At 65.1% G+C, this 26,612-nt stretch carries 27 protein-coding genes; 21 read left to right on the top strand and 6 right to left on the bottom strand.

Annotated elements, in window-relative coordinates; translation table 11 throughout:
• Nucleotides 1-93: 93 nt before the first annotated feature.
• A complete protein-coding gene (locus ACSU04_RS10180; protein WP_439289336.1) occupies nt 94-948 on the bottom strand; it encodes a hypothetical protein in 855 nt (284 codons plus the stop codon).
• A 369-nt stretch (nt 949-1,317) separates the two neighbouring features.
• Here ACSU04_RS10180 and ACSU04_RS10175 point away from each other — a divergent pair, with 369 nt between their 5' ends.
• From ACSU04_RS10175 to ACSU04_RS10140, 8 genes are all read left to right on the top strand, one after another.
• Nucleotides 1,318-1,923 carry a TetR/AcrR family transcriptional regulator gene (locus ACSU04_RS10175; RefSeq protein ID WP_439289335.1) on the top strand — a complete coding sequence of 202 codons (606 nt, stop codon included), beginning with the start codon at nt 1,318-1,320 and terminating at the stop codon, nt 1,921-1,923.
• 85 nt (nt 1,924-2,008) lie between these two features.
• On the top strand, nt 2,009-3,520 hold the full coding sequence (locus ACSU04_RS10170) for an MFS transporter (protein ID WP_439289334.1): 1,512 nt from the start codon (nt 2,009-2,011) through the stop codon (nt 3,518-3,520).
• Nucleotides 3,521-3,622: 102 nt separating this feature from the next.
• Complete coding sequence (locus ACSU04_RS10165) at nt 3,623-4,432, top strand: SDR family NAD(P)-dependent oxidoreductase (protein WP_439289333.1); 810 nt, start codon at nt 3,623-3,625, stop codon at nt 4,430-4,432.
• Between the two features lie 12 nt (nt 4,433-4,444).
• Nucleotides 4,445-5,647, top strand: a complete 1,203-nt coding sequence (locus ACSU04_RS10160) for a serine hydrolase domain-containing protein (protein WP_439289332.1) — start codon at nt 4,445-4,447, stop codon at nt 5,645-5,647.
• 38 nt (nt 5,648-5,685) lie between these two features.
• Complete coding sequence (locus tag ACSU04_RS10155; protein WP_439289331.1) at nt 5,686-7,935, top strand: cytochrome P450; 2,250 nt, start codon at nt 5,686-5,688, stop codon at nt 7,933-7,935.
• A gap of 8 nt (nt 7,936-7,943) precedes the next feature.
• Nucleotides 7,944-8,366, top strand: coding sequence for an HtaA domain-containing protein (locus ACSU04_RS10150; RefSeq protein ID WP_439289330.1), 423 nt, complete (start codon nt 7,944-7,946; stop codon nt 8,364-8,366).
• 39 nt (nt 8,367-8,405) lie between these two features.
• A complete protein-coding gene (locus tag ACSU04_RS10145) occupies nt 8,406-9,398 on the top strand; it encodes a PfkB family carbohydrate kinase (protein WP_439289329.1) in 993 nt (330 codons plus the stop codon).
• Between the two features lie 206 nt (nt 9,399-9,604).
• Nucleotides 9,605-10,810, top strand: coding sequence for an MFS transporter (locus ACSU04_RS10140; protein ID WP_439289328.1), 1,206 nt, complete (start codon nt 9,605-9,607; stop codon nt 10,808-10,810).
• Between the two features lie 79 nt (nt 10,811-10,889).
• Here the strand turns inward: ACSU04_RS10140 and ACSU04_RS10135 are convergent, their stop codons facing one another.
• Nucleotides 10,890-12,119 (bottom strand): IS30 family transposase, encoded by a 1,230-nt coding sequence (locus ACSU04_RS10135; RefSeq protein ID WP_439289327.1) that lies wholly within the window; start codon nt 12,117-12,119, stop codon nt 10,890-10,892.
• Between the two features lie 199 nt (nt 12,120-12,318).
• The gene (locus ACSU04_RS10130; RefSeq protein ID WP_439289448.1) at nt 12,319-12,483 is read right to left on the bottom strand and encodes a hypothetical protein; all 165 of its coding nucleotides are present in this window, start codon (nt 12,481-12,483) and stop codon (nt 12,319-12,321) included.
• Here ACSU04_RS10130 and ACSU04_RS10125 point away from each other — a divergent pair.
• From ACSU04_RS10125 to ACSU04_RS10115, 3 genes are all read left to right on the top strand, one after another.
• Entirely contained in the window at nt 12,412-12,627 is a 216-nt protein-coding gene (locus ACSU04_RS10125; protein WP_439289444.1) for an HNH endonuclease, read from the top strand. The genes ACSU04_RS10130 and ACSU04_RS10125 overlap by 72 nt on opposite strands.
• Before the next feature lie 74 nt (nt 12,628-12,701).
• Nucleotides 12,702-13,286, top strand: coding sequence for a PadR family transcriptional regulator (locus tag ACSU04_RS10120; RefSeq protein WP_439289326.1), 585 nt, complete (start codon nt 12,702-12,704; stop codon nt 13,284-13,286).
• Nucleotides 13,287-13,325: 39 nt separating this feature from the next.
• Nucleotides 13,326-15,014, top strand: a complete 1,689-nt coding sequence (locus tag ACSU04_RS10115) for an ABC1 kinase family protein (RefSeq protein ID WP_439289325.1) — start codon at nt 13,326-13,328, stop codon at nt 15,012-15,014.
• 30 nt (nt 15,015-15,044) lie between these two features.
• Here ACSU04_RS10115 and ACSU04_RS10110 read toward each other — a convergent pair whose 3' ends face one another.
• The gene (locus ACSU04_RS10110; protein ID WP_439289324.1) at nt 15,045-15,530 is read right to left on the bottom strand and encodes a single-stranded DNA-binding protein; all 486 of its coding nucleotides are present in this window, start codon (nt 15,528-15,530) and stop codon (nt 15,045-15,047) included.
• 191 nt (nt 15,531-15,721) lie between these two features.
• On the opposite strand from ACSU04_RS10110, the gene ACSU04_RS10105 reads away from it, so the two are divergent.
• The 3 genes from ACSU04_RS10105 to ACSU04_RS10095 all read left to right on the top strand — a co-directional run bounded on the left by ACSU04_RS10105 (nt 15,722) and on the right by ACSU04_RS10095 (nt 17,820).
• Nucleotides 15,722-16,375, top strand: coding sequence for a TetR family transcriptional regulator (locus ACSU04_RS10105; RefSeq protein ID WP_439280029.1), 654 nt, complete (start codon nt 15,722-15,724; stop codon nt 16,373-16,375).
• A 67-nt stretch (nt 16,376-16,442) separates the two neighbouring features.
• Nucleotides 16,443-16,838, top strand: coding sequence for an ArsR/SmtB family transcription factor (locus ACSU04_RS10100; RefSeq protein WP_439289323.1), 396 nt, complete (start codon nt 16,443-16,445; stop codon nt 16,836-16,838).
• 1 nt (nt 16,839) lies between these two features.
• The gene (locus tag ACSU04_RS10095; protein WP_439289322.1) at nt 16,840-17,820 is read left to right on the top strand and encodes an SRPBCC family protein; all 981 of its coding nucleotides are present in this window, start codon (nt 16,840-16,842) and stop codon (nt 17,818-17,820) included.
• An 18-nt stretch (nt 17,821-17,838) separates the two neighbouring features.
• Here the strand turns inward: ACSU04_RS10095 and ACSU04_RS10090 are convergent, their stop codons facing one another.
• The gene (locus tag ACSU04_RS10090) at nt 17,839-19,620 is read right to left on the bottom strand and encodes a bifunctional sugar phosphate isomerase/epimerase/4-hydroxyphenylpyruvate dioxygenase family protein (RefSeq protein WP_439280032.1); all 1,782 of its coding nucleotides are present in this window, start codon (nt 19,618-19,620) and stop codon (nt 17,839-17,841) included.
• A 109-nt stretch (nt 19,621-19,729) separates the two neighbouring features.
• Here ACSU04_RS10090 and ACSU04_RS10085 point away from each other — a divergent pair, with 109 nt between their 5' ends.
• From ACSU04_RS10085 to ACSU04_RS10055, 7 genes are read left to right on the top strand one after another with little or no spacing between them, the layout of a single operon-like run.
• The gene (locus ACSU04_RS10085) at nt 19,730-20,278 is read left to right on the top strand and encodes a TRAP transporter small permease (protein WP_439280033.1); all 549 of its coding nucleotides are present in this window, start codon (nt 19,730-19,732) and stop codon (nt 20,276-20,278) included.
• On the top strand, nt 20,275-21,549 hold the full coding sequence (locus tag ACSU04_RS10080) for a TRAP transporter large permease (RefSeq protein ID WP_439280034.1): 1,275 nt from the start codon (nt 20,275-20,277) through the stop codon (nt 21,547-21,549). The genes ACSU04_RS10085 and ACSU04_RS10080 overlap by 4 nt, the downstream gene beginning before the upstream one ends.
• A complete protein-coding gene (locus ACSU04_RS10075; RefSeq protein WP_439289321.1) occupies nt 21,546-22,538 on the top strand; it encodes a shikimate dehydrogenase in 993 nt (330 codons plus the stop codon). The genes ACSU04_RS10080 and ACSU04_RS10075 overlap by 4 nt, the downstream gene beginning before the upstream one ends.
• 2 nt (nt 22,539-22,540) lie before the next feature.
• Nucleotides 22,541-23,587: a DctP family TRAP transporter solute-binding subunit gene (locus ACSU04_RS10070; protein WP_439289320.1), complete on the top strand. Its 1,047-nt coding sequence runs from the start codon at nt 22,541-22,543 to the stop codon at nt 23,585-23,587.
• A gap of 10 nt (nt 23,588-23,597) precedes the next feature.
• The gene (locus tag ACSU04_RS10065; protein WP_439289319.1) at nt 23,598-24,572 is read left to right on the top strand and encodes a phosphotriesterase family protein; all 975 of its coding nucleotides are present in this window, start codon (nt 23,598-23,600) and stop codon (nt 24,570-24,572) included.
• Nucleotides 24,573-24,618: 46 nt separating this feature from the next.
• Complete coding sequence (locus ACSU04_RS10060) at nt 24,619-25,269, top strand: TetR/AcrR family transcriptional regulator (protein WP_439289318.1); 651 nt, start codon at nt 24,619-24,621, stop codon at nt 25,267-25,269.
• Nucleotides 25,270-25,292: 23 nt separating this feature from the next.
• Nucleotides 25,293-25,862, top strand: coding sequence for a sugar O-acetyltransferase (locus ACSU04_RS10055; RefSeq protein WP_439289317.1), 570 nt, complete (start codon nt 25,293-25,295; stop codon nt 25,860-25,862).
• Between the two features lie 24 nt (nt 25,863-25,886).
• Here ACSU04_RS10055 and ACSU04_RS10050 read toward each other — a convergent pair whose 3' ends face one another.
• Entirely contained in the window at nt 25,887-26,606 is a 720-nt protein-coding gene (locus ACSU04_RS10050; RefSeq protein ID WP_439289316.1) for a ribonuclease H family protein, read from the bottom strand.
• Nucleotides 26,607-26,612 lie beyond the last annotated feature (6 nt).

The following is a 26,612-nucleotide window of genomic DNA, read 5'->3' as shown; positions in this document are numbered from 1 at the left end:
AAGAAGTGTGGTGTGGTTAAAGGAGGGGCTCCTTGAACAAAAGGAAAGTTGGGGGGGGGCCCCCCCCCCTGCCCCCCCGCCACTCCCCATCCCTTACGGCTTCACAAACACCTCGTCAGCGAGCATCCCCGGGCGAACCCGGATTAGCGCCGTCTCGCCGTCCGGCACGAGGAACGCCTCGGAACCAGTGGCGGATGCGCCGTTATAGAGTTCGTCCATCCCGATGCTGTCGGCCAGCATGACCATCGCGTCGTAGCTGTTCACGACATTGCCAGCACTGGTGACGAAGGCAATGCCGACCTCGGCTGCGAGGCCTGACTCGTCACCGGTGTACGTGACCGTATAGTTCACGATCTCGTAGTGCGACCCCGCAGGCGCCGGGTCGTTGAACATGTTGCCCTCGGCCACCGCAGCCGCACCGTCGGCAGTGTGGCTGTTCACGACGACAGCCCAGTCGTCGGCGCTGATCTGCGAGGCGAGCGGGTACGGGTTGTCGCGCGTGCCCTGCTCGGCAGCATCCGCCGGCTCTTCCTTAGCTGCCACCGCGGCGTCTTCCTCCGCAGGCTGCGTGACGGTGGTGTCGCCGTCGCCGAAGGCCTCGTTAAACGCGTCGTCGGCTGCAGTCGCGACGACTGCGAGGAAGACAACGACGCCGATGATCGTGCCGACAATCGAGAGGATGAGTCCGACGACGCCCATCCACTTGCGATCGCCCTTGATGAAGAACGACACGATGCTGAGAATGAAAGCGATCGGCAGGAGGATCCAGCCGACGATCAATGCGCCGGGAATGCACGCGAAGATGAAGCCCACGGCCGCAACGATGAGCGCGATCAGCGCGACGACATTCGTCTTCTTCGGTGTGGGCGTAGGCGCCTGCGGGTCAGCCGGCGGGGCGGGAGGCATCTGCTGCGGCGACGGAGCCGCAGGAGGGTTGGGTACGGACATGTAATTCTCCTTCAGGAGTGTGCGTGGAGCACCGGCCTGCCTCACGACGGATGCCGTAGGGCGACGGTTCGCACGCACGCCGAATATCGCCCCAAAAGCAGGGCGCGAAATGGGGAACTCGGGTGGAGTTCCAGGGTCCGTGCGGACCTATCGAGGCTCAGTGTATTCGGGGGTATGGACATTGGCCCCGATCCCTTGTGCCGACTGGGATGTCGGGCGATCGCGGTCATGACCCGCATGGTTCCCGCACGTCCTCGTGCTCCCAGCGCAAGGTCCGAAATGCTTGGCCAGCCGTGTCGACGGCTTCGGACCCTGGCATGATGAATACGCCTCGGTCCAGATTCGCCGGGCAGAGCGGAGCGCAAGACCTTGAGCGGTGCACCTGAGCGCGTCTCGCGCGCAGAGCAGAAGCGGCGCACGCGAGACGCCCTGATCTTCGCGGCCCGCGGCCTGTTCGTCGCACAGGGTTATTCCGCGACGACGGCAGACGCGATCGCGAGAGCGGCGAACGTCTCGCGCGCAACCTTCTATCTCCATTTCCGCTCGAAGGCCGAGATCATCATCGAGCAGATGCGCTCGGTTGAGCCCGAGATCCTCGCCGACTTCCGCAAGCTCGCCGAACTCCCTGCTGAGCAGGAGGCTCTGGAAGTCTGGCTCCGCCAGCACGCGGCGACCTGGCGCCGCCACCAGATGGAGTTCAGTGCGATCGTGCAGGCCATGGCTGCCGAGCCCGCGGTCGCCGACGAGTGGTTCGAGGAGTACGGGCGCATCGTCGCCGAACTGCCCGAGCTCGTCAGCCGCCTCGTTGACTCGGGCCTCGACGACAACCGCGCCCAGGCACGGTTGATCGCCGTCGCGATGACGATCGACCGCGCATTTTATTTCGGAATCATCGGTGACCGGCCGGACTTTCTCGACACGATCATCTCCGAAATCGCCTCCACCCTGGCCTTCGGGCTGACGATCCGTGCATGAATTTAGGTAGACACATGTCTACTGAGTGAGTTACTCTCTCGAAGATGCACGGCGCCGACGCCGTGCCAGACAGAGAGTTGAGACGATGACGTCCTCCGACATCGCTCCACCGGTCACGTCCGGCGGAAAGATCCGAGCAACCACCCCCACCGCATACCTCCCCTGGCGTCGTGCCGGCCTGGCGATGGCCCTCACGTTCTCGTTGCTGCAGCTGCTCAACGAGGTCGGCGCCATGATGGCGATCCCGCTCTACGGATCGATGAGCAGCGAACTCGCCCTGAGCCCAGGTCAGGCCACCTGGGCGCTGATGAGCACGACCATCTTCGGCGCGGCGACTATCGCACTGCTGTCGAAGGCGGGCGACCTCTACGGTCACCGCCGACTGATGGTGATCTCGGTGCTCGGTATCGCCCTGGGCTTCGTGATCTCAGCCCTCGCGCCCAATTTCATCGTGCTCGTCATCGGACGCGCCCTCACCGGCACGATGGCCGGGCAGGCGCTGTGCGTCGGCATCCTCAACGCTCGACTGTCGGTCGGTGACCGCACGCGTGCCGTCGCGATAATCGCGGGCGGCCAGGCCATCGGTATCTTCGTCGCATTCGCCTTCGGTGGCATGATCGTCGAGTTCGGCGGAACCTGGCGCGGCGCCTTCTGGATCGGTGGCGTGTTAACCGCCCTGAGCCTCGTCGCCTTCCTCATCTGGGGTAAGGATTCGGATGCACGCAAGGAATCGGATGCACGGCTCCGCAGCGCCGGCACGCGCAAGCGCATCGAGCCCGGAGGCGTGCTGCTGCTGGGCGTCGGACTCACCATGCTCTGCATCGGCATCGCCCAGTCCACGACCTGGGGCCTCACCTCGCCCGCCACACTCCTCACAGTGCTCGGCGGCGCGGCATTGCTCGCGGCATCGTTCTTCGTCGAGTCGAAGGCGAAGAACCCGCTCCTCGACGTACGCTCGCTGCTCGGGCGCAACCTGACCCCCGCCTACCTCGTCTTCCTGACGCTCGGCGTGTGCGGGATGCTGCTCTACAACCTCACGCTCACGCTCCTGCAGGTGCCCGGCGACCCGGTGAGCGTCGGGTTCGGCCTCAGTCCGCTGCAGGCCGCGTTCGTCTTCCTGCCGATGACGCTCGCAGGCCTCCTCGCGGCGAAGACTATCCCGATCCTCGTGCGCCGCACTTCCGCAGGGGCCACCCTCGTGATCGGTGGGCTGCTGCTCATGGCCGCGTTCATCGCGCTACGGTTCGGTCATGCCTCACTGGTGGTGATCGTCGTGGCGATTCTCGTCTTTGGATTCGGCTACACGGCGCTGCTGACGACGGCTCTGTCTGTCATCACGGCAGAGGCTCCGAAGGCGACAGCAGCCGGAACCGCATCGCTGTACGTCTCGATGGCGCTCGCGGCATCCTCGCTGGGTGGAGCGATCTTCGCCGCATTGCAGGCAGCGAACTCCGTGCCGGTCGAGGGCGGCGCGCTACCCACTGTGGGGCTGTTCGACACCGGCTACCTCGTCGCGGCAGGTGCGACGCTCGTCGCGATCGTCTGCGGCCTCGTCATCCGCCCGACCAAGCTCACGGGCAGCAACATCGCACACTGAGAAAAGAACCTGTCTGCCACATTCACTAGACACATGTCTAGCGAATGTGGCAGACTCATGTCACGGTCACGCAGACCGTCACTTTCGCTCAAGGAGGAGCACATGACATTCGAGGGCACCGTCGCACTTGTTACCGGGGCTGGCTCCGGGATGGGACTCGCCACTGTTCGCGCGCTGCACGCAGCGGGCGCCACCGTCTACGGATTGGACATCTCCCCGAGCGTCGCCGACGTTCTCGCCGACCTGGACCGTGCCACCGGTCTTGCCGTCGACATCTCGGACAGCGCCGCAGTTGACGCTGCCTTCGCACGCGTGGAGGTCGAGCAGGGTCGCCTTGACGTCCTCGTCAACGCCGCGGGAGTCAACGCCCCGAACCGTGCAGCACTCGAAGCGCTCAACGACGAGAACCGCAAAATCTTCGATGCGATGAAGGCTGGTCGCAAGCATGACTCCGAACTCTTCGAGTTCATCAGCGACGAAGACTTCGATCGCGTCATGCGCATCAACCTGTACGGCACCTTCTACACGATGCGTGCCGCAGTGCCGCTCATGAAGCGCAACGGCGCAGGCTCCATCATCAACTTCTCGTCGGCTGCCGCACTCATGGGCGTCACGATGCCCGCCTACTACCCGGCATCCAAGGCCGCAGTCCTCGGCCTCACTCGCGAGGGTGCTGCGGAGCTTGCCCCCTTCGGTATCCGCGTCAATGCGCTGGCGCCTGGCGCAATCGACACACCGTTGTTCCGCCAGAGCGACGACGAATTCGCTGAGTTCCTCATCGGGATGCAGCCGATCCGCCGTGCCGCGCAGCCCGAGGAGATCGCCGAGATGGTGCTCTTCCTCGCCGGCCCGTCGGCCTCGTACCTGACCGGTCAGACGATCTCGCCCTCGGGCGGGCTCGTGATGGTCTGAGTGGAGCATCCGATGACAATCCCCGTTTCACAGACCAGCGCCGCCGATGTCATCTCGCGTGACGACGTCGACCCTCGCGCGCTCGAGCGCTTCACCGCCGAGATCACCGCCGATATCGAGCGCGGTGCCTACGATGGCGCGCACGTGATTCTCGCCCGTGGTGGCGAGAAGGTGCTCGACACCACGATCGGCTGGTCCGAGCGTGCGTCCGGACGCGAGATGCGCCCGGATGACGTGTTCCGGGTGCTCTCGCTCACCAAGGCATTCACGAACCTCATGGCGCTGCGCGCCATCGGCGAGGGCAAGCTTGCGCTCTCCACCCGGGTCGTCGACCTGATCCCCGAGTTCCTCGGCACCGATCCCTTCCGGATGCTGCGCAAAGACCGCATCAACCTCATTCACCTGCTCACGCACCGCTCCGGTCTCACTCCCACGCCGAACCCGGGCCTGGGCCCTGACGGCTTCGGCGTGCTCGCCGATGTCATCGGGGCGCTCGGCGGCGTGGACGTGCTGTTCGAGCCGGGGGAGAACCTCAACTACGCACCGGCCATCAACCACGCGCTGATGGGCGAGATGCTCCGCCGCGCCTACGGCGCCGACTCGTTCGGAGAGCTTGCGCAGGAGATGATCTTCCGCCCGCTCGGTATGACCGAGACGTCCTTCGGGCTACCGAATGCGCTGGCCGATCGTGCTGTGCCGTTGAAGGCATACCTCCCGGAGGGCGGGTTCCTGCAGCCCAGCGACATCGAGGTACTCAACGACGTGATTACTGCGGATGCCGAGATGCCCTGGGTAGGCTCGGTCTCGACCGCTGATGATGTGCATGTGTTCGCCGAGTGGCTGCGTCGTCGCGGGGAGCAGGGCGGCGAACAGCTCGTCGCACCCGCAGTCCTCGATCAGGCCACCACGTTGCAGACCGGTGACATGCCCAACGACCTCTACGCCGAGATGGCGAAGGCGCGCGGGTGGGAAATTCCGAAGGGCAACTTCGGCCTCGGCTTCTCGCTGTCGGGCACCGATACGGCGCCGAACTTCTTCGGACCGTTCACCTCGCCGCGCACGCACGGCAACTACGGCGCCGGCTCATCGCTGTTCTGGATCGACCCAGAGCGCGACTTCACCTTCACCTTCCTTTCTGCCGGAGTCATGGAGGAGAGCGAGAACGTCGCCCGCTTCCAGAAGCTGTCGACGATGGCGATCGCCACCGCCCTCTGACCGGCACCCGCAACCACACGAGAACAACGGAGTTCGACATGACCGACATCCTCACGGCACCCGCGGCCCCGCGCCTCGTGGCCGCCACGTTCGACGCCATGAGCGACGACTACTACCGCGACCCGGCCGCGCACTTCGCCGCTGTGCGCGACGAGAATCCGGTGTTCTGGTACAGCTGGTTGAACGCCTGGATCGTCACGCGCCGCGAAGACGTGCTCACCGTGCTCGGCGACTGGACGGAGTTCTCCTCCGCCGGAAACACCGCGACCATCGACGTTCCGGAGCGCTTCCAGCACATCGTGCCGCCAGGGCTGATGGCCCAGCTCATCGTCGGAATGGATCCCGACGAGCACACGCTGCATCGCAACATCGCCCTGCGCGGTTTCACGAAGGCGCGCATGGAAGAGCTGCGTCCGCAGATCGAGGAGCGCGCGCACCGCATCCTCGACAAGATCCAGCAGCAGGGCTCGGCCAACATCATGGCTGAGTACTGCCTCGAGCTGACAACCCAGACGCTACTCGCTCACCTCGGCCTCGGCTGGGAGTATGACGACCTCATGCGACGGTTGCGTGGCGACATGGGGCGGGTGCTCTCCTCTGCGCAGGAAGAAATGCCAGCCGACGTCATCGACGAGGTGTGGGAGGGCTTCTCCGGCGCCTTCGCCGAGATATCCACGGTGGTCGCCGAGCGTCGTAAGGCTCCCGGCACCGACTTCATCAGTGAGATGGCCGTGCAACGCGGCGCCGACGGCGACTACGCGCTGAGTGTGCCGCAGATCGCGATCAAGATCTGCGAGTTCGCGATGGCAGGCACCGACAGCACCGCGCAGGCAATGACCAACGCCATCCTCTTCCTCAGCCAGAAGCCCGAGTACATCGACGAGGCCATCGCTGAGCCTTCGCTGTGGGCTAACGTCTTCGAAGAGACGGTTCGTCGCCGTCCGTCGGCGCCGTTCGCCTCCCGTCAGGCCATGCGCGATCTTGAGCTCTCGGGCGTGCAGATCGCCAAGGGTGACATGATCTGGGTCGCCTTGGCGAGCGCGAACACCGAGGCCGCGCACCACGCCGCGCCCTTCGACTTCGATATCCACCGCGATAACCCCACCGACCACCTCGCCTTCACGATGGGCCGTCACACCTGCCTCGGTCAGGAGCTCGCCCGCGTGCAGGGCGCGACCGGACTGAAGGTGCTCTTCGAGCGTCTTCCGTCGCTGCGGCCGGTGCCGGACTTCCCGCTGGAGTTCATCAAGATGGCGCTCCTCCCGGTGCGCACGAGTCTGCCGGTCGTGTGGGATGTCGCCGATATCGAGAAGGCCAAGAAGAACGTCAAGCGCGACATGAGCCTCACGATCGCGAGCAAGGCGGATGCCGCCGACGGTGTCGCAGCCCTCACGCTGCGGCATCCTGACGGCGACGTGCTTCCAGACTGGCTGCCCGGTGCGCATGTCGATGTGGCGGTTCCCGTCGTGGGTGGCGGCGTGGTTGTGCGCCAGTACTCGCTGTCGTCGTCTCCGAACGCGCGCAGCGAGTGGCGCCTCGGCATCCTGCGCGAGGCGAACGGCCGCGGAGGATCGCTGGCTGTGCACGACGCGCTGCGTTCGGGCGACATCATCCGGGTCGGATGGCCGCGCAACAACTTCCACTTTCTGCCCTCGAAGCGCTACGTGTTCGTCGCCGGCGGCATCGGTATCACTCCCATGCTGCCGATGATCGCCGCGGCACAGGCGGCCGGGGCCGAGTGGGTGCTGCACTACGGCGGACGTTCGCGCCGATCGATGGCCTTCGTCGATGAGCTCACCGCGTACGGTGAGCGGGCGAACCTGGTTCCGCAGGACGAGTTCGGTCACCTCGACCTGGCCGGGATCTTTACCGAGGTCGCCGCAGACACTCTCGTTTACGCGTGCGGGCCGGAGCCGCTGCTCAAGGCGCTCGACGCGGCCCTCGCGCACTGGCCGGAAGACACCCTGCACACCGAGCGCTTCGCGCCCAAGAAGATCGAGCGGCCGAGCCCCGACACCGAGTTCGAGGTCGAGTTCGCGACGTCGGGTCGCATCGTGACCGTTCCGGTCGGGGTCTCGATTCTGGATGCTGCTGAGAAGGCCGGTCTCACCACGATCTCGTCGTGCCGTGAGGGCACCTGCGGCACCTGCGAGACCCCGATTCTCAGTGGAGCGGCCGATCACCGTGACTCCATCCTCACGCCGAAGGAGCAGCAGCGTGGCGAGTCGATGATGATCTGCGTCTCGCGAGCCATGGGCAATTGTCCGCGGCTCGTGCTCGACGCGTGAGTCACTCTATGTACCTCGAGTGGAGCATCAAGCTCAGCCTTCTTCTGTATGTCACGTCATCGCCGGGTGGTGCGGTGCGCGCCGATGGCGTGACGTCGGAGAAGGGGCAATTCCGGTTCCCTCTGGTCGTCTCCTCTGACGGCGAGCATGTGACGACCGGATCGGTCGCGCTGTTCGCCCACTACGGAATGCCGATCACCTCACTGGAATCGCCGCGCGCATATCGCTCTGCAGACGGCTCTTGGCTGCTCGCCATCTCACCCGGCGGGCAAGCTGTAGATGCTTTCGCACTCAGTACGCCCCGCGAAGAGGGCGACAGCGTCGTGTTCGATCAGGTGACTCTCACCTCTGCCGGGGCGGAGCTGTTCGGCGGTTCGTACCCGGTTGGCGAGGCGTTCGATCCGATTGTGTTGCACTGCTCGGTTTCCTGACGGCACACGCGTTCTGACCCTGGTGGATAGGCTGTCCGCATGCGCAGCCGTGCCGAGATCGATGACGAGCAGAACAGGCAGCACCCACCACGAGTGATCCACACCGGGCAAGCGCTGGTCGACCTGGTCATCGAAGTGCCCGACCTTCCCGCGCGCGGACAGAACGTGATGGCCGACTCCGTCGCACAGTACGCGGGCGGCGCGGTCACAGTGCTGCTCGCGGCAGCACGGCTGGGCGCACAGTGCGTGCACGCCGGATCGCTCGGCACCGGTCCGCACGGCGATCTGATCCGCGAGGCACTGGATGCCGACGGCATCACAGCATCCGCCCCGCAGGTCGCCACGCAAGACACAGGCGTGTGCGTCGTGCTGGTCGAACCGACGGCAGAGCGCACCTTCGTCACGACGCTCGGCGCCGAGCGCGACATCACCGTCGACTCCCTCGCGAGTGCCGCCGTCCAGCCTGGCGACCTCGTCTGCGTCACTGGATACTCACTCGCCGTCGCGCAGACCCGCGATCCGCTGCTGGCCTGGCTGGCGACCCTTCCCGAGGCTGCGGTCGTCGTCCTTGACCCTGGGGCGGCGTTCGCCGCGCTGCCCGACGACGCGCGCGACAGGATGCTCGCCCGCACCGACGTGTGGACCAGCAACGCAGAGGAGGCGACCGACCTGCTGGCCGCGCTGTCTGTTCCGATCGAAGCATCCGAACGCGAGATCGTGGAGCAAGCCCGCGCGCTGGCTCCGCTAGTGCGCGCCGGAGCTGTCGCCATTGTGCGCGACGGCGGCGAAGGATGCGCGGTGCACGCACACGGCGAGACCACCTACGTGCCGGGCTTTCCGCAGACCCCCGTCGATACCAATGGCGCCGGTGACACCCACACCGGCGCGCTGCTGGCCGGCATCGCCGACAGCTCGACGTGGGTGGATGCTTGCCGACATGCCAACGCGGCAGCCGCGATCAAAGTCACCCGTCGTGGACCGACGACGGCTCCGACCGCAGCTGAGGTCGAGGAGTTTCTCCGCGACCGGTGAATCCACCTCAAGGTGAATACGGCGAGGTGAACGTCGGGGATCGGCGGGGTCGCGGCCGCCCCGTCGGGTTGGCGCCACCGCAGGCGATGGGGGGATGAAAACCTGGCTGAAACGCGCGATTTAGCCGGGAAATCCTTCCCGCGACAGGTGTGGATCGCGCGGTCAGCGGCGCCATCCGGCATCCGTCCACACCTACGCTGGTCCATATGTCTTCTTTGACCGCCGTCAGCCCGGCCGTGCGCCGCGCCCGCATCGGCGTCGCGCTGCTGTTCCTCACCAACGGCGCGCTGTTCGCGAACATTCTGCCGCGCTACCCCGAGATCAAGGCCTCGCTCGGACTCGACGCCGCCACCTACGGACTCGCGATCGCGGCGTTCCCGGCCGGCGCGATCGTCGCGGGGCTGGGTGCCGCGGTGCTCATTCGCCGATTCGGCTCGGCGAAGGTCGCCGTGGCCGGCACCATTCTCACCAGCCTGGGCCTGCTCGGTGCGGGCCTCGCACCGTCCGTCATTTTCCTCGTACTCGGCCTCTTGATTGGAGGGGCAGCGGATGCCATCACTGACGTCGCCCAGAACGCACACAGTCTGCGCGTGCAGCGTGGCTACGGGCGTTCGATCATCAACTCCTTCCACGCGATCTGGTCGATCGGCGCGGTGCTCGGCGGATCGATGTCGGCGGCTGCGATCGCGCTGGCGCTGCCTCTAGGCATCCATCTGACGATCTCGGCCATCGTGTTCTGCGCTGTCTCGCTCGTCGCCCTGCGGATGTGTCTGCCCGGCCGTGATGATGTCGTCGAAGAGGAGGCGATCGCCGGCGGCTCGGAGATCGGCGGCGCGCTGCGTCTCGGCATCTCCGGAAAGACGGTCGCCGTCATGGGTGCGCTCGTGCTGATCGCGATCGCTGGCGCCGTGGTCGAGGATGCCGGAATGTCATGGGCGACCCTCTACCTCGGTGCCGATCTCGGCGCCCCCGCGGCGATCGCCACCACCGGATATATTGCCCTCGTCGGCGCCCAGTTCATCGGCCGGATAATCGGCGACGGCATGGTCGACCGATTCGGCCAGCGCGCTGTCGCTCGTTTGGGCGGGATTCTCGTCGCCGTCGGCATGGGGTTGGCCTTGGCGTTCCCGAGCGTTCCCGGCACGATCGCAGGCTTCGCGGTGGCGGGCTTCGGCAGCGCGACCCTGATCCCGGCGGCCATGCAGGTCGCCGACTCGCTGCCGGGCCTGCGGCACGGCGCCGGCCTCACGATCGTGTCGTGGTTGCTGCGTCTCGGATTCTTGCTCTCACCGCCGCTCGTCGGCTTCATTGCCGACAACGCCGGGCTGCGTGCCGGGCTGCTCATCGTGCCGATCGCCGGCGTCGTCGCGATCGTGTTCGCGGGGGTGCTGGAGGCGCGCCGCAGGCCGTGACGCGGGTGGCGCGGGTGGCCTGTGCCGCGCCGCGGGCGATATCGCGGGAAGAAAAACCCGGCTTGTGTGCGAGGCGAATTCAAGCGGCTATTGCAACACCGGTGATGTTTTTGAATAGTACCTCGCGTGGTTTGGCCCATTCGAGGGTTTTGCGGGGGCGGCGGTTGAGGAGTCGTTCCATCTCCGCGAGGTCGTGGTCGGTGACCTTGTTGAAGTTCGTGCCTTTGGGATGAAAGTCCCGGATGAGACCGTTGGTGTTCTCGTTCGTGGGGCGTTCCCAGGGTGAGTGCGGGTTGCAGAAAAACACGGGGCATCCCGTCGCGATGGTGAACTTCTTGTGTTGTGCCATCTCCGCGCCCTGGTCCCAGGTGATCGTGGTGAACAGCGTCTCCGGAAGACGCTCGATCATCTGCTGCAGGATCCCGGTCACGGTCTCGCTATCTCGCATTCCAGGGAGCCTGCCGATGAGCGTGAACCGGGAGCGACGCTCGACGAGCGTGATGAGGCCGGATTTCTCCGGCCCGACGACGAGATCACCTTCCCAATGCCCGGGGACAGCCCTGTCCGCGGCTTCCGCTGGCCGGTCCGTGATCATCGCACCTTCCAACCATGGCCGGCTCCCACGGCCGGGGAGCTTGGATTGGGGTTTGCGTGTTGTGCGCCCGGAGCGGAGAGCCTTCTCAACCGTCAACTCGTGCCGTAATGCGCCGCGTCCTTGCACATAGAGGGCCTGATATATCGTCTCGTGAGACACGTGCATCTCCGGCTTGTCGGGGAATTTTGTTCGCAGTTCGGCTGCGACTTGCTCTGGTGAGAGCTTGTCATTCAAGCGTGACACGACCGCCCCACGCAGGACCGGCTCCTCCAGCTTCCCCGGCCGTGACCGCGATCTCTGCTGTCTGGCAACGAGATGCACCGCTTCGGCGTGATACCGGGGCTGCTGGTTATGCCTGACCTGATGAGCGGTGAGCTCTCGAGAGACCGTCGAGGGGGCTACCCCGAGCTCAGCGGCGATCTTCCGCATCGACAGCGGCGTCTCCAGAGCCCTCGCAGCCTGGATGAACGACCGATCAGCGAGCGTGAGCCGACGATACCCGCGGCCTGGATCCGGCGTTGAGATATCCAATGACACAGGAGCAACACCACCATGACGACCCCGCGCAAGCTTCATACCCGAGAGCCTGCCCCACCTTGACACCGTCACTGATCCCAGGCCCAGCGATTCGCTCAGCTCTACAGCCGATACACCGCGCGCCAGCCCAGACAAGGCCTCAGCACGCACTTCCCACGACACAACCCGATCCGCCATAACAACTCCTCAAATAGAGGTGTTGCGCTAGCTCCCTGAATTCGCCCGAGTTTGAGCCGTATTTTCCTTCCCGCCACGGGCGTGGATCGCGATGGCTCGCACAGCAGCGCATCCACTTTCTTGCCTCTAAAGGCTCGACCTTTTTCCCTGGGTACTCGGTGGCGACAGTGAGATCCTCGACTGGGGTCGGGAGAAGCGCCTATTCACTCGAGCACAGCGACTTGCGCTCGTCGAACGTGACGGTGGGTGCGCCATGTGTGCGCTCCCACCCGAAATGGTCAAAGTGCATCACATTCGCTGGTGGAAACGACACCACGGACGAACCGACCTGTCGAACGGCATCCTTCTCTGCGAAACCTGCCATCACCGCATTCATGACAATGGCTGGGGGATACGCGTCGACGGGGCGGGCACTGCTGCGCACGTCTGGTTCATCCCGCCGTCGTATGTCGACCCCGCACAGACGCCACGGCTCGGTGGTCGAGCGCGATTCGACATCGCGGCATGAGTGCCGGGGCTTCCCTAACGATACTGAACGATATATCGTTAACGTCCATCGTTCCCACGATCGAGGAGGTCAACATGAACGGTTCGTTCCCGACAGGCGGATTCAGCGGCGCGGCAGGTTTTGGCGGTCCGGGTGGTTCCGGTGGCCCGGCATCTATGATTTTCGAGGCCATGGACCAGCTCCGCAAATCATTCGAACAGCGCCCCGGTGGTTCTTCGCGCATGGCGCGCGGCGACGTGCGTGTGGCGGTCATCACGCTTCTGACCGAAGAGCCCATGCACGGCTACCAAATCATCAACGAGATCGCCGAGCGCTCCGGCGGTGCCTGGAAGCCGAGTGCCGGTTCCGTTTATCCGACCCTGCAGTTGCTTTCGGACGAGGGCCTCATCACCGCCGAGGAGCAGAACGGTCGCAAGACGTACTCGCTCACCGGAGCCGGACGTGAAGAAGCAGAGATCGCCGCGGAAAAGCCGGCCCCGTGGGAGGCGTTCTCCTCTCGTGACGGCGCACACATCACGGCATTGCCGAAGGCCGGGATGGACCTCGCCGGTGCTGCCGCTCAGGTGGCCCGCACCGGTTCGCCCGAACAGGTGCAGGAAGCGGTGACCGTGCTCGAGGAGGCCCGACGTAGGCTGTACGCGATCCTTGCTCAGGACTGACACCACGCCTGAAACCAGGAGCCGCGAAAGGATGACTCGATGACGGATGCCGCGGGTCAGGGTGCCCATCGCGCCCGTTATCGTCGGATCCTTGGGTTCGCTGCTCGGCAACTCACGCAGCTCTGGTGGTTCGAGCTCTTCCTTCCGCGGATCGGGCTCTCGCGGATCGCGGAGCGCACCCGCGCTGACCGGATGCGACGCCTCGCGCAGCGCTTCCACATCCTCGCCGTCGACCTCGGCGGGCTGATGATCAAGGTCGGCCAGTTCCTCTCTTCCCGCATGGATGTGCTGCCTCCCGAGATCACGGAAGAACTCGCTGGCCTGCAGGACGAAGTCCCCGCGGTGCCCTTCGTCGAGATCCGAACACTCGCCGAGGCGGAGCTGGGTGTGCCACTGGAGCGTGCGTTCGCATGGGTTGACGAGCAGCCGCTGGCCGCGGCATCCCTCGGCCAGGTACATCGCGCGCACCTCTCCGAACTTGACGCAGCCGACGCCGGGCTTCAGAACGTCGTCGTGAAGGTGCAGCGCCCCGGTATCGAAGAGATCGTCGCGACCGATCTCGCGGCCCTCCGCCGTGTCGCGGGCTGGCTGCGTCGCATCCGCCTCGTTTCCGACCGTGTCGATGCGCCCGCCCTCGTTGAGGAGTTCGCGCAGACGAGCCTCGAGGAGATCGACTATCTGCACGAGGCCGCCAACGCCGAACGGTTCGCCGAGAACTTCGCAGACGACCCGCGAATCGATACTCCGGAGATCATTTGGGAGCGCGTGACGCGCCGAGTGCTCACGCTCTCCGATGTCACCGCGATCAAGATCAACGACACGGCCGCACTCCGCGCAGCAGGCATCGACCCGAGCGAGGTCGCGAGCGTCTTCGCCGAGGTCATGTTCGACCAGGTCTTCACGCATCGCTTCGTGCACGCCGACCCGCACCCCGGCAACATCTTCGTCACGCCGATTCCAAAGCGAGCGGATGCCGCCGGCCCCACCTGGCGGCTGACGTTCATCGACTTCGGGATGATGGCCGCGGTGCCCGACAACCTGCGCGACGGACTGCGCACGCTGCTCATTGCCGTCGCGGGCCGCGATAGCAAGGGGCTGGTGGCTGCCGCCCAGGCGATTGGCGTGCTGCTTCCGTCTGCCGATACTGCCGAGCTCGAACGCGCACTGACCGCGCTGTTCGCCCGCTTCGGAGGGATGGGCTTCGCTGAGCTGAGCAAGGTCGATCCGCGCGAGTTCCGCGACTTCGCTAACGAGTTCGGCGACATGGTGCGCTCGCTGCCGGTGCAGCTGCCGGAGAACATGCTGCTGCTCTTCCGTTCGGTCGCGCTGACCTCGGGAATGTGCAGCGGACTGGACCCTGCCTTCAACGTCTGGGATGCCGCGGAACCCTACGCCGCGCGCCTGCTCCGCGACGAGGCAGGCAACATCGTGCAGGAGTTCGCCCGCCGCGCGCTCACGACAGCCGACGTCACGTGGCGGCTGCCGCAACGCATCGACAACGTCATCACCCGCATCGACGACGGAACCGTGACGTTCGACACCTCCCGCCTGGAACGACGCCTCGACTCGCTCATGCGGATCGGTCGCCGTGCAGTCGCTGCCGTGCTGTTCGCGGGACTGCTCGTCGGAGGAGCACTGCTGCTCGCGCCGTTGCCGGCGCTCGGAACCGCGCTCATGGTCGTGTCGGCGGTGCCGCTGCTGTACGCGGCGTTCGCCGGGCGGCGCTGAGTCGGACGGCCCCGAGCCGGACGGTACCGATCAGAACGGCGTCTCGTCCGATACCGACCATTCCGCATTAGGAGTCGACCACGAATCGGTCGCGGCTGCAGCCGGAGCCGTCGACGTTGGTGCCGCTGACACCGGTGCCGCACCGCCGCCAGACCGATCGCCGCGGGCGACCTGTGCGGTCGCGTACTTGAGCGACGGGCCGATCTCGTCGATCTGCAACTCCATGCTCACGCGGCTGTTGCCCTCGCGGTCTTGATAGCTGCGCTGCTGCAGTCGTCCCGATGCGATCACTCGGCTGCCCTTGGTCAGCGATGCGGTGATGTTGGTCGCGAGATCGCGCCACGCGGAGCAGCGCATAAACAGCGCTTCGCCGTCTTTCCACTCGTTCGCCTGACGGTCGAACGAGCGCGGCGTGCTGGCAATTGTGAAGCTCGCGACCGCGACCCCGGACTGCGTCTGGCGCAGCTCGGGCTCGGCGGTGAGGTTTCCCACGATGGTGAGGGCTGTCTCATTCATGTTGTTCACTCCGGTTCCGTATGTTCTTCATCTCGTGTCGAGACCGTCTCATCGGTGAGACGTGATCACTGTAGAGCGAGCATCCGACATTCGCGCCTCGAATCGAGCGCCACCCGCGCACGTGTCGCCGAGTCGCACGGGGCCGACAGGTGCGATGATCGTTGGGAGTTGAGGGTTAGGTCGGGGTGAGAATGAGTGCATCGGATACGCGGCACGCGATTGCTGAGGCAGCGGCGCAGGAGATTCTCGCGCGCGGGTACGCAGGGGCATCTCTGTCGGCGATCGCCGCGAGGCTGAACCTGACCAAGGGTGCGCTGGTGCACCATTTCCCCGCCAAGTCCACTTTCGCGAGTCACCTCGTGGGAGTCGTGCGCGCGGCCACCCAACAGGCGATCGATTTCTCCACGAGCGCGTACCCGGACTCCGGGTCCCGCCGCCTGATCCTCTACTTCATGCTCATGAGTCGATGGCGGGCGCACGAAGCGCAGTACGCCGCGGGGATGAGTCTCTTCTCCGACAAGGCATCGCCAGCATTCGAATCCGGTGACGTCATCGACAGTTGGCTGGCGCTCAGCATCGATGCGCTTGAGGCCTCACGGAAGTGCGGTGAGATCGTCACGGACATCTCCACGCAGGAGGCCGCAGAGCTCTTCCTCGTCACGAACCTGGGCGCGCAGATCTTCAGCCGGTACGTACGTGCGGATCTTCCCGGGGCGGCGCCGTTGCGGTTCGTGCTGTTGTCGCTGCGCGTCGTCGGGGATGCTGACGTGGACGTGCACGCCGAGGAAGTGCTCGCCCGTTTCGAGGGCAAGCTGCCCGATCTCGCAGCCGGCATTCTCGCGTAGCGCACGGGGGTTTCCGGATCGAGGATCCTCTTGACACGACATCCGCCTCGTCGTAATGTACAACCAAATGGTTGCACAACATGAATTGAGCGAAGCGGAGGTCGACCGTGTGTTCCACGCACTGGCGGCATCCACCCGGCGTGACATCCTGCGCCGAACGATCGAGCGGGAGCACTCTGTCTCCACGCTGGCTTCCGAGTACGAGATGTCGTTCGCGGCAGTGCAGAAGCATGTCGCCGTGCTCGAAGCCGCGCACCTCATCATCAAACGTGCTGAGGGACGCGAGCGGCTCGTCCGCGCGAACCCTGAAATGATCGCGCGCGCTCGGGCGCTCCTCGCCCGCTACGAAGAGCTGTGGCGCACCCGCATCTCCCGCCTCGACGACCTGTTGGCGTCCGAAGCGCCGAACTCCTCGAACACCTCTGATCCATCCGACCCAGATTCACCGAAGAGAAAGAAATGAAATGCCTGTCACCGACATCAGCACAGACGCTGAGAACCGCACTATGACTCTCATCGCTGACTTTGCGGCCCCGCTCGAACGCCTCTGGAAGGCCTTCACCGATCCGAGCCAGCTCGAACGATTCTGGGGTCCTCCCGGATGGCCGTCGACTTTCCACCAGTTCGACTTCACCGTCGGCGGCAAGGCGGTCTATTACATGACCAGCCCGCAAGGCGAACGCTCCGGCGGATCGTGGGAGTTCCTGAACATTCTCGAACCTCACGGATTCGAGGTCATCGACGCCTTCGTCGACGCCGAGGGCAATCCGCTCGAAGGCTTCCCGTCCATGCGCATGTCGTTCGCCTTCGAGTCGACCGCCGACGGCAGCCGCATGATCAACACCACCCACTTCGACTCTGCCGAAGCGTTGGAGCAGGTCGTCGCGATGGGCGCCGTCGAGGGTTCGCGCATGGCGATGAACCAGTTGGATGCCGTGCTGCAAGACCTGCGCGAATATGCCCAGGGCAAGGGCACGCGTGTCGAGTTGCTCGACGACACGCACGTGCGCATCACCCGTCTCGTCGACGGTCCGCGCGATCTTGTCTGGCGTGCGCACCACGAACCCGAACTGATGAAGCAGTGGCTGCTCGGGCCCGACGGATGGGAGATGACGGAGTGCGTCATCGCGACCGCGCCCGGCGACGCGCACCGAACTTCGTGGGCTCCAGTCGGCGACACCGAGGGTGAGGCATTCGGGTTCGAGGGCGAGGCTGTGCTCGTTGACGCACCGAGCCGCGAGGTGAGTACCGAGCGGATGCAGGGCATGGAAGGTCCTGGAACGGTGAACGACCTGAACCTCTACGAAGAGGACGGCGCGACGCTCATCACTCTGTTGATCGAATACCCCGACAAGGAGATGCGCGACATGATCCTCGCCACCGGCATGACCGACGGAATGGAAACGTCGTACGCGCGGCTGGAGAGCGCCCTGCTTACGGTGTGAGTTGCGGGGCGAATGCGCCTACCGCCCCATCGCCCGCTGGGCGGCGAGTCGGATCGGCGCATTCGCGCCCCCGTAACCGTCGTACTCTCCACGTCGCTCGACCACCTCGAAGAACACGTCACCAATCGTGCGTGTGTAGAAGTGGATGAATTCCCCCGCGGAATCCCGGTCGTAGAGCAGATCCAGCTCGCGCAGCGAGGAGAGCAGTTCTTCCGAAAGGCCGAACCGCGCTGACAGATCGTCGTAGTAGTTCGCCGGAATCCGCAGATGATCGATGCCCCGCTCGCGCGCACGCCGCGCGACTGTGAAGACGTCATCCGTCCTGACCGCGATGTGTCGCGCGGGCGTCGGCGCCGTGGGAGGCGCCAGGTTGATCGGCAGACGCACGATGCCGTCCGGCGTACGCATCACCTGGCTACGAATCAGCCCGCGCGGGCCGGGCACATCGGCGGGCGGTTCGGCTCGCAGCGACAGCACGCTCGACATGAACAGCACCGCCTCATCGAAGTCCTGCCAGGCGTACGCGAGGTTGATGTGGTCGATGTCGCCGACCAGCGGGTTCACTGCGCCGGTGCCGCCATCGAACTCCTGCAGCCACGACTCCGCGATGGGCAGCGAGCTCCAAAACACCTGCGTTCCATCGGGAGCAGCGACGCCACGCAGCTCTTGCTCGCCTTCATACGTCCGACGGAATATAGCGGTAGAGCCCAGTGCGATCGCGCGTTCGACAGCGGCCTCGGCGTCTGCCACCTGCAGTCCGATTCCCGACAATCGTGGCTCATCATGGCGCACCTGCTCGTTGAGGATCACGCGTGCAGAACCGGCGCTCCACAGACGGACGGGCTTGGTCCGGTGGCGTCCCTCGAAAGCAAACCCGAGCTGGGCGAGCAACTCATCGACCTCGGCGAGATCCGCTCCGGCGACCTCCACGAAATCGAGGCCACTCGCCTCTGACGCGTCGCCCAGGCGCCCGTCGCTCCAGTCGTTCGCGGCTGCCGTGCGGTCGGCCAGCCACACCAGCGACCGCTGCGCATGCGCGGCCGTGCGCACTGTGTCGGTCTGGCGATAGGTGTCATTGAACACCTCGAGCGACCACGGACCGGTGTAACCGGCGCGCACAACATGCGTCATGAACTTCACCAGATCGAAGTCGCCCTCGCCAGGGAACAGCCGGTGGTGGCGGCTCCAACTGAGCACGTCCATGTCGAGAGTCGGAGCATCCGCCAGCTGCAGGAAGAAGATCTTCTCGGCATCGATCTCCTCGATCCCGGCCGGGTCATGCCCGAGCGAGAGAATGTGGAAACTGTCGAGGCAGATCCCGAGGTTGGGCCGATCGGCCTTCTTCACAATCGACCAGGTGCGTCGGTAGTCATCGACGTACTTTCCCCAGGCCAGCGCCTCATATGCAAGCCGAATGCCGTGCACCGCTGCCCTGTCGGCCAGCTCGCCCAACTGCCGCGCTGCCACTTCGTCATCGTCGATCGTGGCCGTGCCGACGTTGCTGCAGACCAACATCAGATCGGTGCCGAGGCGCTTCATGATTTGGAACTTCGCCTCGGCCCGCCTCAGTGTGTCGGCGAAGACGTCATCTGCCACGCCCTCCACGTCGCGGAATGGCTGGAACATGTCGATCCGCAGTCCGAGTCGGTCACAGAGTGCGCGGATCTCCTCTGGTGACTCGGGCGCGGCGATGAGATCGGCATCCATGATCTCGACGCCATCGAAGCCAGCTTCGGCGCAGGCGTGGAGTTTGTCGACGAGTCCGCCGGATAGGCAGACGGAAGCGATTGAGGTGAGCATGGCAGTGAACGTACCAGTTTGTACATTAATTTCCCAGGGGTGTTGCCTAATCAATGTACTAACCGGTACATTCGGTTCTGCATCACTCAACTCGAGGGACAAAGGCGTCGTGACTCAAGAACATCAACCCCAACGCACCGGCACTCTGCGCCGCATCGCGCGTGTCATCACCGGCATAGAACTCACCATCGGCGCTGTCGCCGTCATGGTCATCCTCGTCCTGGTGTTCTACCAGGCACTGCAGCGATATCTGCCGATCGAAAGCATCGCGTGGACAGGTGAGCTCTCCCGCTTCGCCCTGCTCTGGGCGACCTTCTCCGCGATGGGCATACTCGTCACGAGCCACGGCCACATCGCTCTCGAACTCGTCGACTCGATCCGCAACCCCATGGTGGTGCGCATCATCCAGGTGTTCGCACTCCTGGTCGTCGCCGCTGCCGGTTTCGGGCTCAGCCTCGAAGCGTGGGCGCTCGTAGAGACTCAGGGAATCGTGAAGTCACCCGTGCTGCGCATCCCGATGTCGTGGGTCTACGTCCCCGTACTCATCGGCACCATCAGCACCACGATTCGCGCGCTCATATCCGCCGCCGATATTGCAATGCACGGCCCCGTGGCCGCCGTTGTTGAGGAAGACCTTCCGGAGGCTGCAGGACTATGACTCTTCTTTTCCTCGCCCTCGCGATCGCGCTTCTTCTGGCGCTGCGCGTACCGGTGCCCTTCGCTTTCCTCGGCCCATCCCTGGTCTATATGGCCATCGAAGGACAGTCGGTCGGCATGGCGCTACGTACCGTCACGAACGCCGCCAGCAGCTTCCCGCTGCTCGCCGTGCCGCTGTTCATCTTCCTCGGCGCTCTTGCCAATCACGCCGGCATCGCCGACCGCCTCTTCCGCTTCGCACAGGAGGGGCTCGCGAACATCCGCGGCAACCTCGGGTACGTCGCCGTCGGCACCAGCGTCGGCTTCTCCTGGATGAGCGGATCCGCAGTCGCGGATGCTGCAGCCCTTGGCAAGGTGCAGATCCCCGCCATGATCCGCGCCGGCTACGGCCGCCGCTTCGCCACAGGCGTCTCCGCGACGTCCTCCCTCATCGCGCCGGTCATGCCGCCGAGCATCCCCGCGGTGATCTACGCCGGACTCGCCGCCGCGTCGACCGGAGCGCTGTTCGCGGCATCCGTCATCCCCGCCTTACTCATGGCCATCGGCATGTGCATCGTCGTCTGGGTGCTTGTGCGGCGCATGCCGAACGTCAAGAAGGGCACCTTCAATAAGGCGGAGTTCCTCGACTCGACGAAGGGCGTCATCCTGCCGTTGCTCGCGCCGTTCATCATTCTGGGCGGCATCCTCGGTGGCTTCTTCACTCCGACCGAAGCGGCAGCCGTCGGCGTCGTCTACATCATCTTCGTCGGCCTGGTGCAGCGCTCGCTGAGTATGAAGAGCTTCATCAAGGCGCTCACCGAGACCGTCACCATCACGGCATCGATCATGATCATCGTGGCTTCTGCGTCGCTGCTCGGTTACATCCTCGCTCTCGAGCGGCTGCCACAGATGCTCACCGAGTTGGTGTTCGCGATCACTGACAGCCCGACCATCTTCCTCATCCTCGTGGCGGTGATGATGCTGATCCTCGGCACCGTCATCGATGCGACTGCGATCCTGGTGCTCACCGTGCCCATCATCCTGCCGATCGCGAACCAGATCGGCGTCGATCCGATCGTGCTCGGCGTGCTGATGATCCTGTCGCTCATGATCGGCCTACTCACTCCGCCGGTCGGCACAGTGCTGTTCGTCACCGCCGCGGTGTCGAAAACGCGCATCGGCGAGGTGTTCCGTGGCTCGCTACCGTTCATCCTTCCGCTGCTCGTTATCTGTGTGCTGATCATCGCGTTCCCGAATGCTGTGATGTGGCTGCCGGAGGTGCTGGGTCTATGACGCTCGCTCCCTCCGCGACACTCGTCGCCGCTCGTCGGCGGGCCGTGCTCATCGGCCTGATCGGCGAGGGAGTATCCCCATCGCTCACGCCAGCCATGCACGAGTACGAAGGTGCGCGGCACGGAATGCACTACGTGTATCGCACGATTGATCTCGCCCCGAACGAGGGCACGACCGCCTCGCTCAGTGCGCTGCTCGCCGCTGCTCGCCGCCTCGGATACGACGGGCTGAACATCACGCATCCGATCAAGCAGGCGATCGTACCGCTGCTCGACGAGCTGACCGAAAGTGCACGTGCCGTCGGTGCGGTGAACACGGTCGTATTTACGGATGCCGGAACCGTTGGCCACAACACCGACGTGTCGGGTTTCGATGCCGCATTGAAGGATGCCTTTGGCACGGAGCGGCTCGGACGGGTCGTGCTGCTCGGCACCGGTGGTGCAGGCTCCGCCGTCGCGACGGCGCTGGCGCAGCATCCGATTGATGAGCTTGTGCTGATCGATCAGGTGACAGAGCGTGCAGAGGCGCTCGCCGCACAGGTCAGAGCGCTGGGCGGTGTGAACGAGAGCGGTGTGAATGTGAGCCGCCCGAACGTGCGCGCAGCCGGTGTCGACGAGTTGGCGCAGCTGGTGGGCGATGCCGATCTGATCGTGAACGCGACGCCAACTGGCATGGCTGCTCATCCAGGAGCACCGTTCGACGTCGCGTTGCTGCCCGACAGTATTCGCGTCGCCGACATCGTCTACCGTCCCGTCGACACCGCGCTGCTGCAGGCGGCCAGCGCCAGGGGCATCCGCACCATGTCCGGGCTCGGCATGGCCATGCACCAGGCAGCCGACGCCTTCGAGATCTTCACCGGGGAGCGCGCAGACCGCAAGGCCATGCTCGCCGACCTGAATGACTTGGTCGCCGCTGAGGCGACCACGACCCCCGCCACCGTGGCATCGAAAACCGTGGCACCAGAAACAGCACCAGAAAGAGGAGAATAACCATGAATGCATCACGCACTCGGCGAACAATGTGGCTCGCCCTGATCGCGGCACCGGCAATGATGCTGGTCGCCTGCTCCGGCGCAGGAGACAGCACGACCGGATCCGACACTGGCGATGGTGGCGGCGATGCCGCCACCGTACAGAAACTCACACTCGCCCACAGCTACAACGAGGACCAGCCGCAGCACCGCTGTGGCGCACAGATCATTGCCGATGAGGTCGCTGCCGCTGACGTGGGACTCGAGATCGAGATCTTCCCGTCCAGCCAGCTCGGTGGTGACGCCGACCGCATCGCCTCGGTCGCGTCCGGTGACATCGACATCGATATCCAGGGCGCTTCGGCACTCGGTGCCGTCTACGAACCGATCAGCGCGCTCGACGCCGCCTACGCGTTCGACGACCCCGACCACCTCGCCGCTTTCATGGCGAGCGACGCATCCGATACCGTCACCGCGGCCTTCGAAGAGGCAGCCGGCGTGCACACGCTCGGTGCATGGTCGGCGGGTGCCCGCCAGTTCACCGCGAACAAGGCGATCCGCACGCCGGCAGACCTCGAAGGTCTGCGCATGCGCTTCCCCGGTTCACCGCAGTTCCTCATGAACGCCAAGGCGCTCGGCGCTGAGGCCACCGAGGTTGCGTACGAGGAGCTCTACCTCGCCCTGCAGCAGGGCACAGTCGACGGCCAGGAAAACCCGATCACCAACATCGTGGCCTCGAACCTCAAAGAGGTTCAGGACTACGTCAGCATGAGCTCGCACCAGCTGAACACCAACCTGGTGATCATGAGCCCGATCTGGAACGACCTGAGCAGCGAGCAGCAGGATGCCCTGACCGCAGCCACAGAGAAGGCCGTCGCCGAGGTCACCACCTGCGTCGCCGAAGACGAAGAGGCCCTCCTCGAAGAGTGGCGCACCGGTGATGACTGGGAGGTCATCGAGGATGTCGATCGCGACGCATTCAGTGAGAAGGCCGAGGAATACCTCTCCGGCGTTCTGACCGGCGACTCGCTCACGGTGTACGAGGCTATTCGCTCCACCTCGGAGTGACTCTTCCTGCATGACGCGTTCGGTCCCCACGTTCACGGGGTCGGTGAGCGCAGATGAACTCGGGATGACTCTCATCCACGAGCACATCTTCGTCACCGACCCCGAGCTCGACCTCAATATGCCTCATCCGGAATGGGATGAACAGGCGATGATCGAGCGTGCCGTGGAGCTTCTATCGGAGCTGTACGAACAGGGCGTGCGTACCGTCGTCGATCTCACCGTCATCGGGCTGGGCCGCGATGTGCGCCGCGTCGCGAAGGTCGCGGCCCGGGTGCCGGTGCAGATCGTGGCCGCGACCGGATGCTACGCCGCAGAAGTTCTTCCGCCGTTCTTCCGGCTGAACGGGCCGGGGCTCGTCGTCGACGGCCCCGACCCGCTCGTCGACCTCTTCATCGGCGACATCGAACAGGGCATCGCCGGTACCTCGGTGCGGGCAGGCATGATCAAGATCGCCTCGGATGCCGCGGGCCTGACCCCCGACGCCACGCGAGTATTCGCGGCCGCCGCTGCGGCACATCTGCGCACCGGTGTTCCGATCACGACGCATTCGCATGCGGCATCTCGCGGCGGATCGGCGCAGCAGGACGCACTGGAGCGCCTGGGCGTGCCGCTGGACCGAGTGGTGATCGGGCACAGTGGCGACTCGACCGACATCTCCTACCTGCGCGGCCTCGCCGATCGCGGGTCGTTCCTGGGTTTTGACCGGTTCGGGATGGAGCACGTCGCACGCGATGCGGATCGGGTGCGGATGCTGCTGCAACTGCTCGACGCCGGGTACGCCGGCCGCATCGTGCTGTCGCATGACGCCGCTGTCTTCAGTAGAGTGACGCCGCCGTCATGGCGCGCCGCCCACGTGCCGTCCTGGCACATGTCGCATCTGTTCGACACGGTGCTGCCGCAGCTGCGCGCGGCCGGGGTCGATGACGCCACACTGCAGCAGTTGATGGTGCTGAATCCGCGGCGGGTGCTGACGGGTACGACATGATGTGTGCACAGCGAACTGTTCTGGATGCCGAGGGGAAAGAGAAGCGATGACAGGCAGCGTGACCGAACCGGTGGTGCGTAAACGCGACGCCGAGCGCACGCGCGCGGACCTGCTTGCGGTCGCCACAGAGGCCTTCGCGGAGTCAGGTTATGCCGGCACACGGGTCGACGAGATCGCCGAGCGTACCCAGACGACGAAGCGGATGATCTATTACTACTTCGGCGGCAAGGAGCAGCTCTATCTTGCGGTGCTCGAGAACGCGTACCGCGGCATCCGTGAGACCGAGCAGTCGATTCACGCCGGCGATCTGCCGTCGGTCGAAGCATTGCGCCAGATCGCTGAGCTCACCTACGATCATCACCGCAATCACACCGAGTTCATCCGGTTGGTCTCGATTGAGAACATCCACCGAGGCGAGTTCATCAAGCGACTCGACGGACTGCGCACCCTGAACCAGCCAGCGGTCGATGTGCTCGAGGTGGTGCTCGCTCGTGGACGCGAAGAAGGCACTGTGCGCTCGGATGTCGACGCCCTCGACGTGCACCTGCTGATCAGCTCGTACTGCTTCTTCCAGGTCGCCAACCAGCACACCTTCGGGTACCTGTTCGACCGCGACCTGCTCGCCGAGGAGCGCCGCGATCACCTCCGCTCGATGATCGGCGACGTGGTCGTGGCCTGGCTCACCACCGGAGTGTGAACCTTCTCTGGTAGAGAGGGAACATGGAACTCATCGATCTTCTGCGCGAACTGGATGCCGGACGCACCATCACGGGAGCATCGCCGCTGCACGAAGTGATGCATCGGACGAGCCAGGAGGCGCTGCGCATAACCGGCGAGCTGAACGGCGGATATCACGAGCCGCAGCAGGTACGCAGCCTGCTGGCCGAGCTGATCGGCAAGCCCGTCGATGAGACCGTCACACTGTTTCCGCCGTTCTCATCGGACTTTGGCAAGAACATCACCCTCGGCAGGCGAGTGTTCATCAACTCCGGATGCAAGTTCCAGGATCAGGGCGGCATCACCATCGGCGACGACTGCCTCATCGGGCATAACGTCGTCATCGCCACCCTCAACCATGACCTGGCACCTAGTCGCCGCGGCGACCTGCATCCCGCCCCCGTCGTGATCGGGCGCAATGTCTGGATCGGGGCGAACGCGACGATTCTTCCTGGAGTGACGATCGGAGAAGACGCCGTGATCGGTGCGGCGTCGGTGGTCACCAAGGATGTTCCCGCGAGGGCAATCGTCGTCGGCTCGCCCGCCAGGTTCGTGCGCTCAGTCAGCGACTGAGCGGTTCCTGAGCCGTTCGAAAGCTCAGATCAACCGGCGCAGCGCGTCTTCCAGCGAGATCCCCTGGGCGTCGGCGCGGTCTCGCAGCCGCGCGTGCTCATCGGATGTGAGAGCGACGCGCAGGTCGACGGGCGACGTCTCGAGCGGGCCGTCCAGACTGTCGAACAGGCTAGATGCCTCGGCCCATAGCGGGGCGGATGCCGATGGTGCTGCGGTAGCCGGTGCCGGGGCAGTTGCGGGGGCAGTCGCTGCGACGGGCGCTGCGGTACTGGCACGCGAACCCATCGTGAACCCGGGCCCACGCTTCGGCTCCTGCTTGGCTTGGTATGCCTTCGCCGCCGAATTCGCGCGCACATCGGCGGCCTCGTTGAGGTCGTGCCCGGCGTGCCCCTTGACCCACTCGAACTTCACGTTGCGGCCCTGCATCGCCTCGTCCAGCGACTCCATGAGCTCGCGGTTCAGCACAGGAGCGCCATCTGCCTTGCGCCATCCGCGGCGCTTCCAACCAGGCATCCATTTGGTGATGGAGTCGATCACGTACTTGCTGTCGCACATGATCAGCAGCGGCTCATCGGTGCCGGCCGTCGCGATTAGCAGTTCGAGGACCGCTTGCAACTCACCCTGATTGTTGGTGCCGTGCGGGGAGCCACCCGCCGCCCAGTTCGAATCGTCGATGTACCAGGCCCAGCCATTGGGGCCGGGGTTTCCCAGGGCGGAGCCGTCTGCCGCGGCGGTGATCGTCATCCTTCA

Source organism: Microbacterium sp. A84, from assembly GCF_051842815.1.
Taxonomy (GTDB): Bacteria; Actinomycetota; Actinomycetes; order Actinomycetales; family Microbacteriaceae; genus Microbacterium.
The sequence above is the reverse complement of the archived record's forward strand: the minus strand, read 5'-3'. Positions and strand labels throughout refer to the sequence as shown.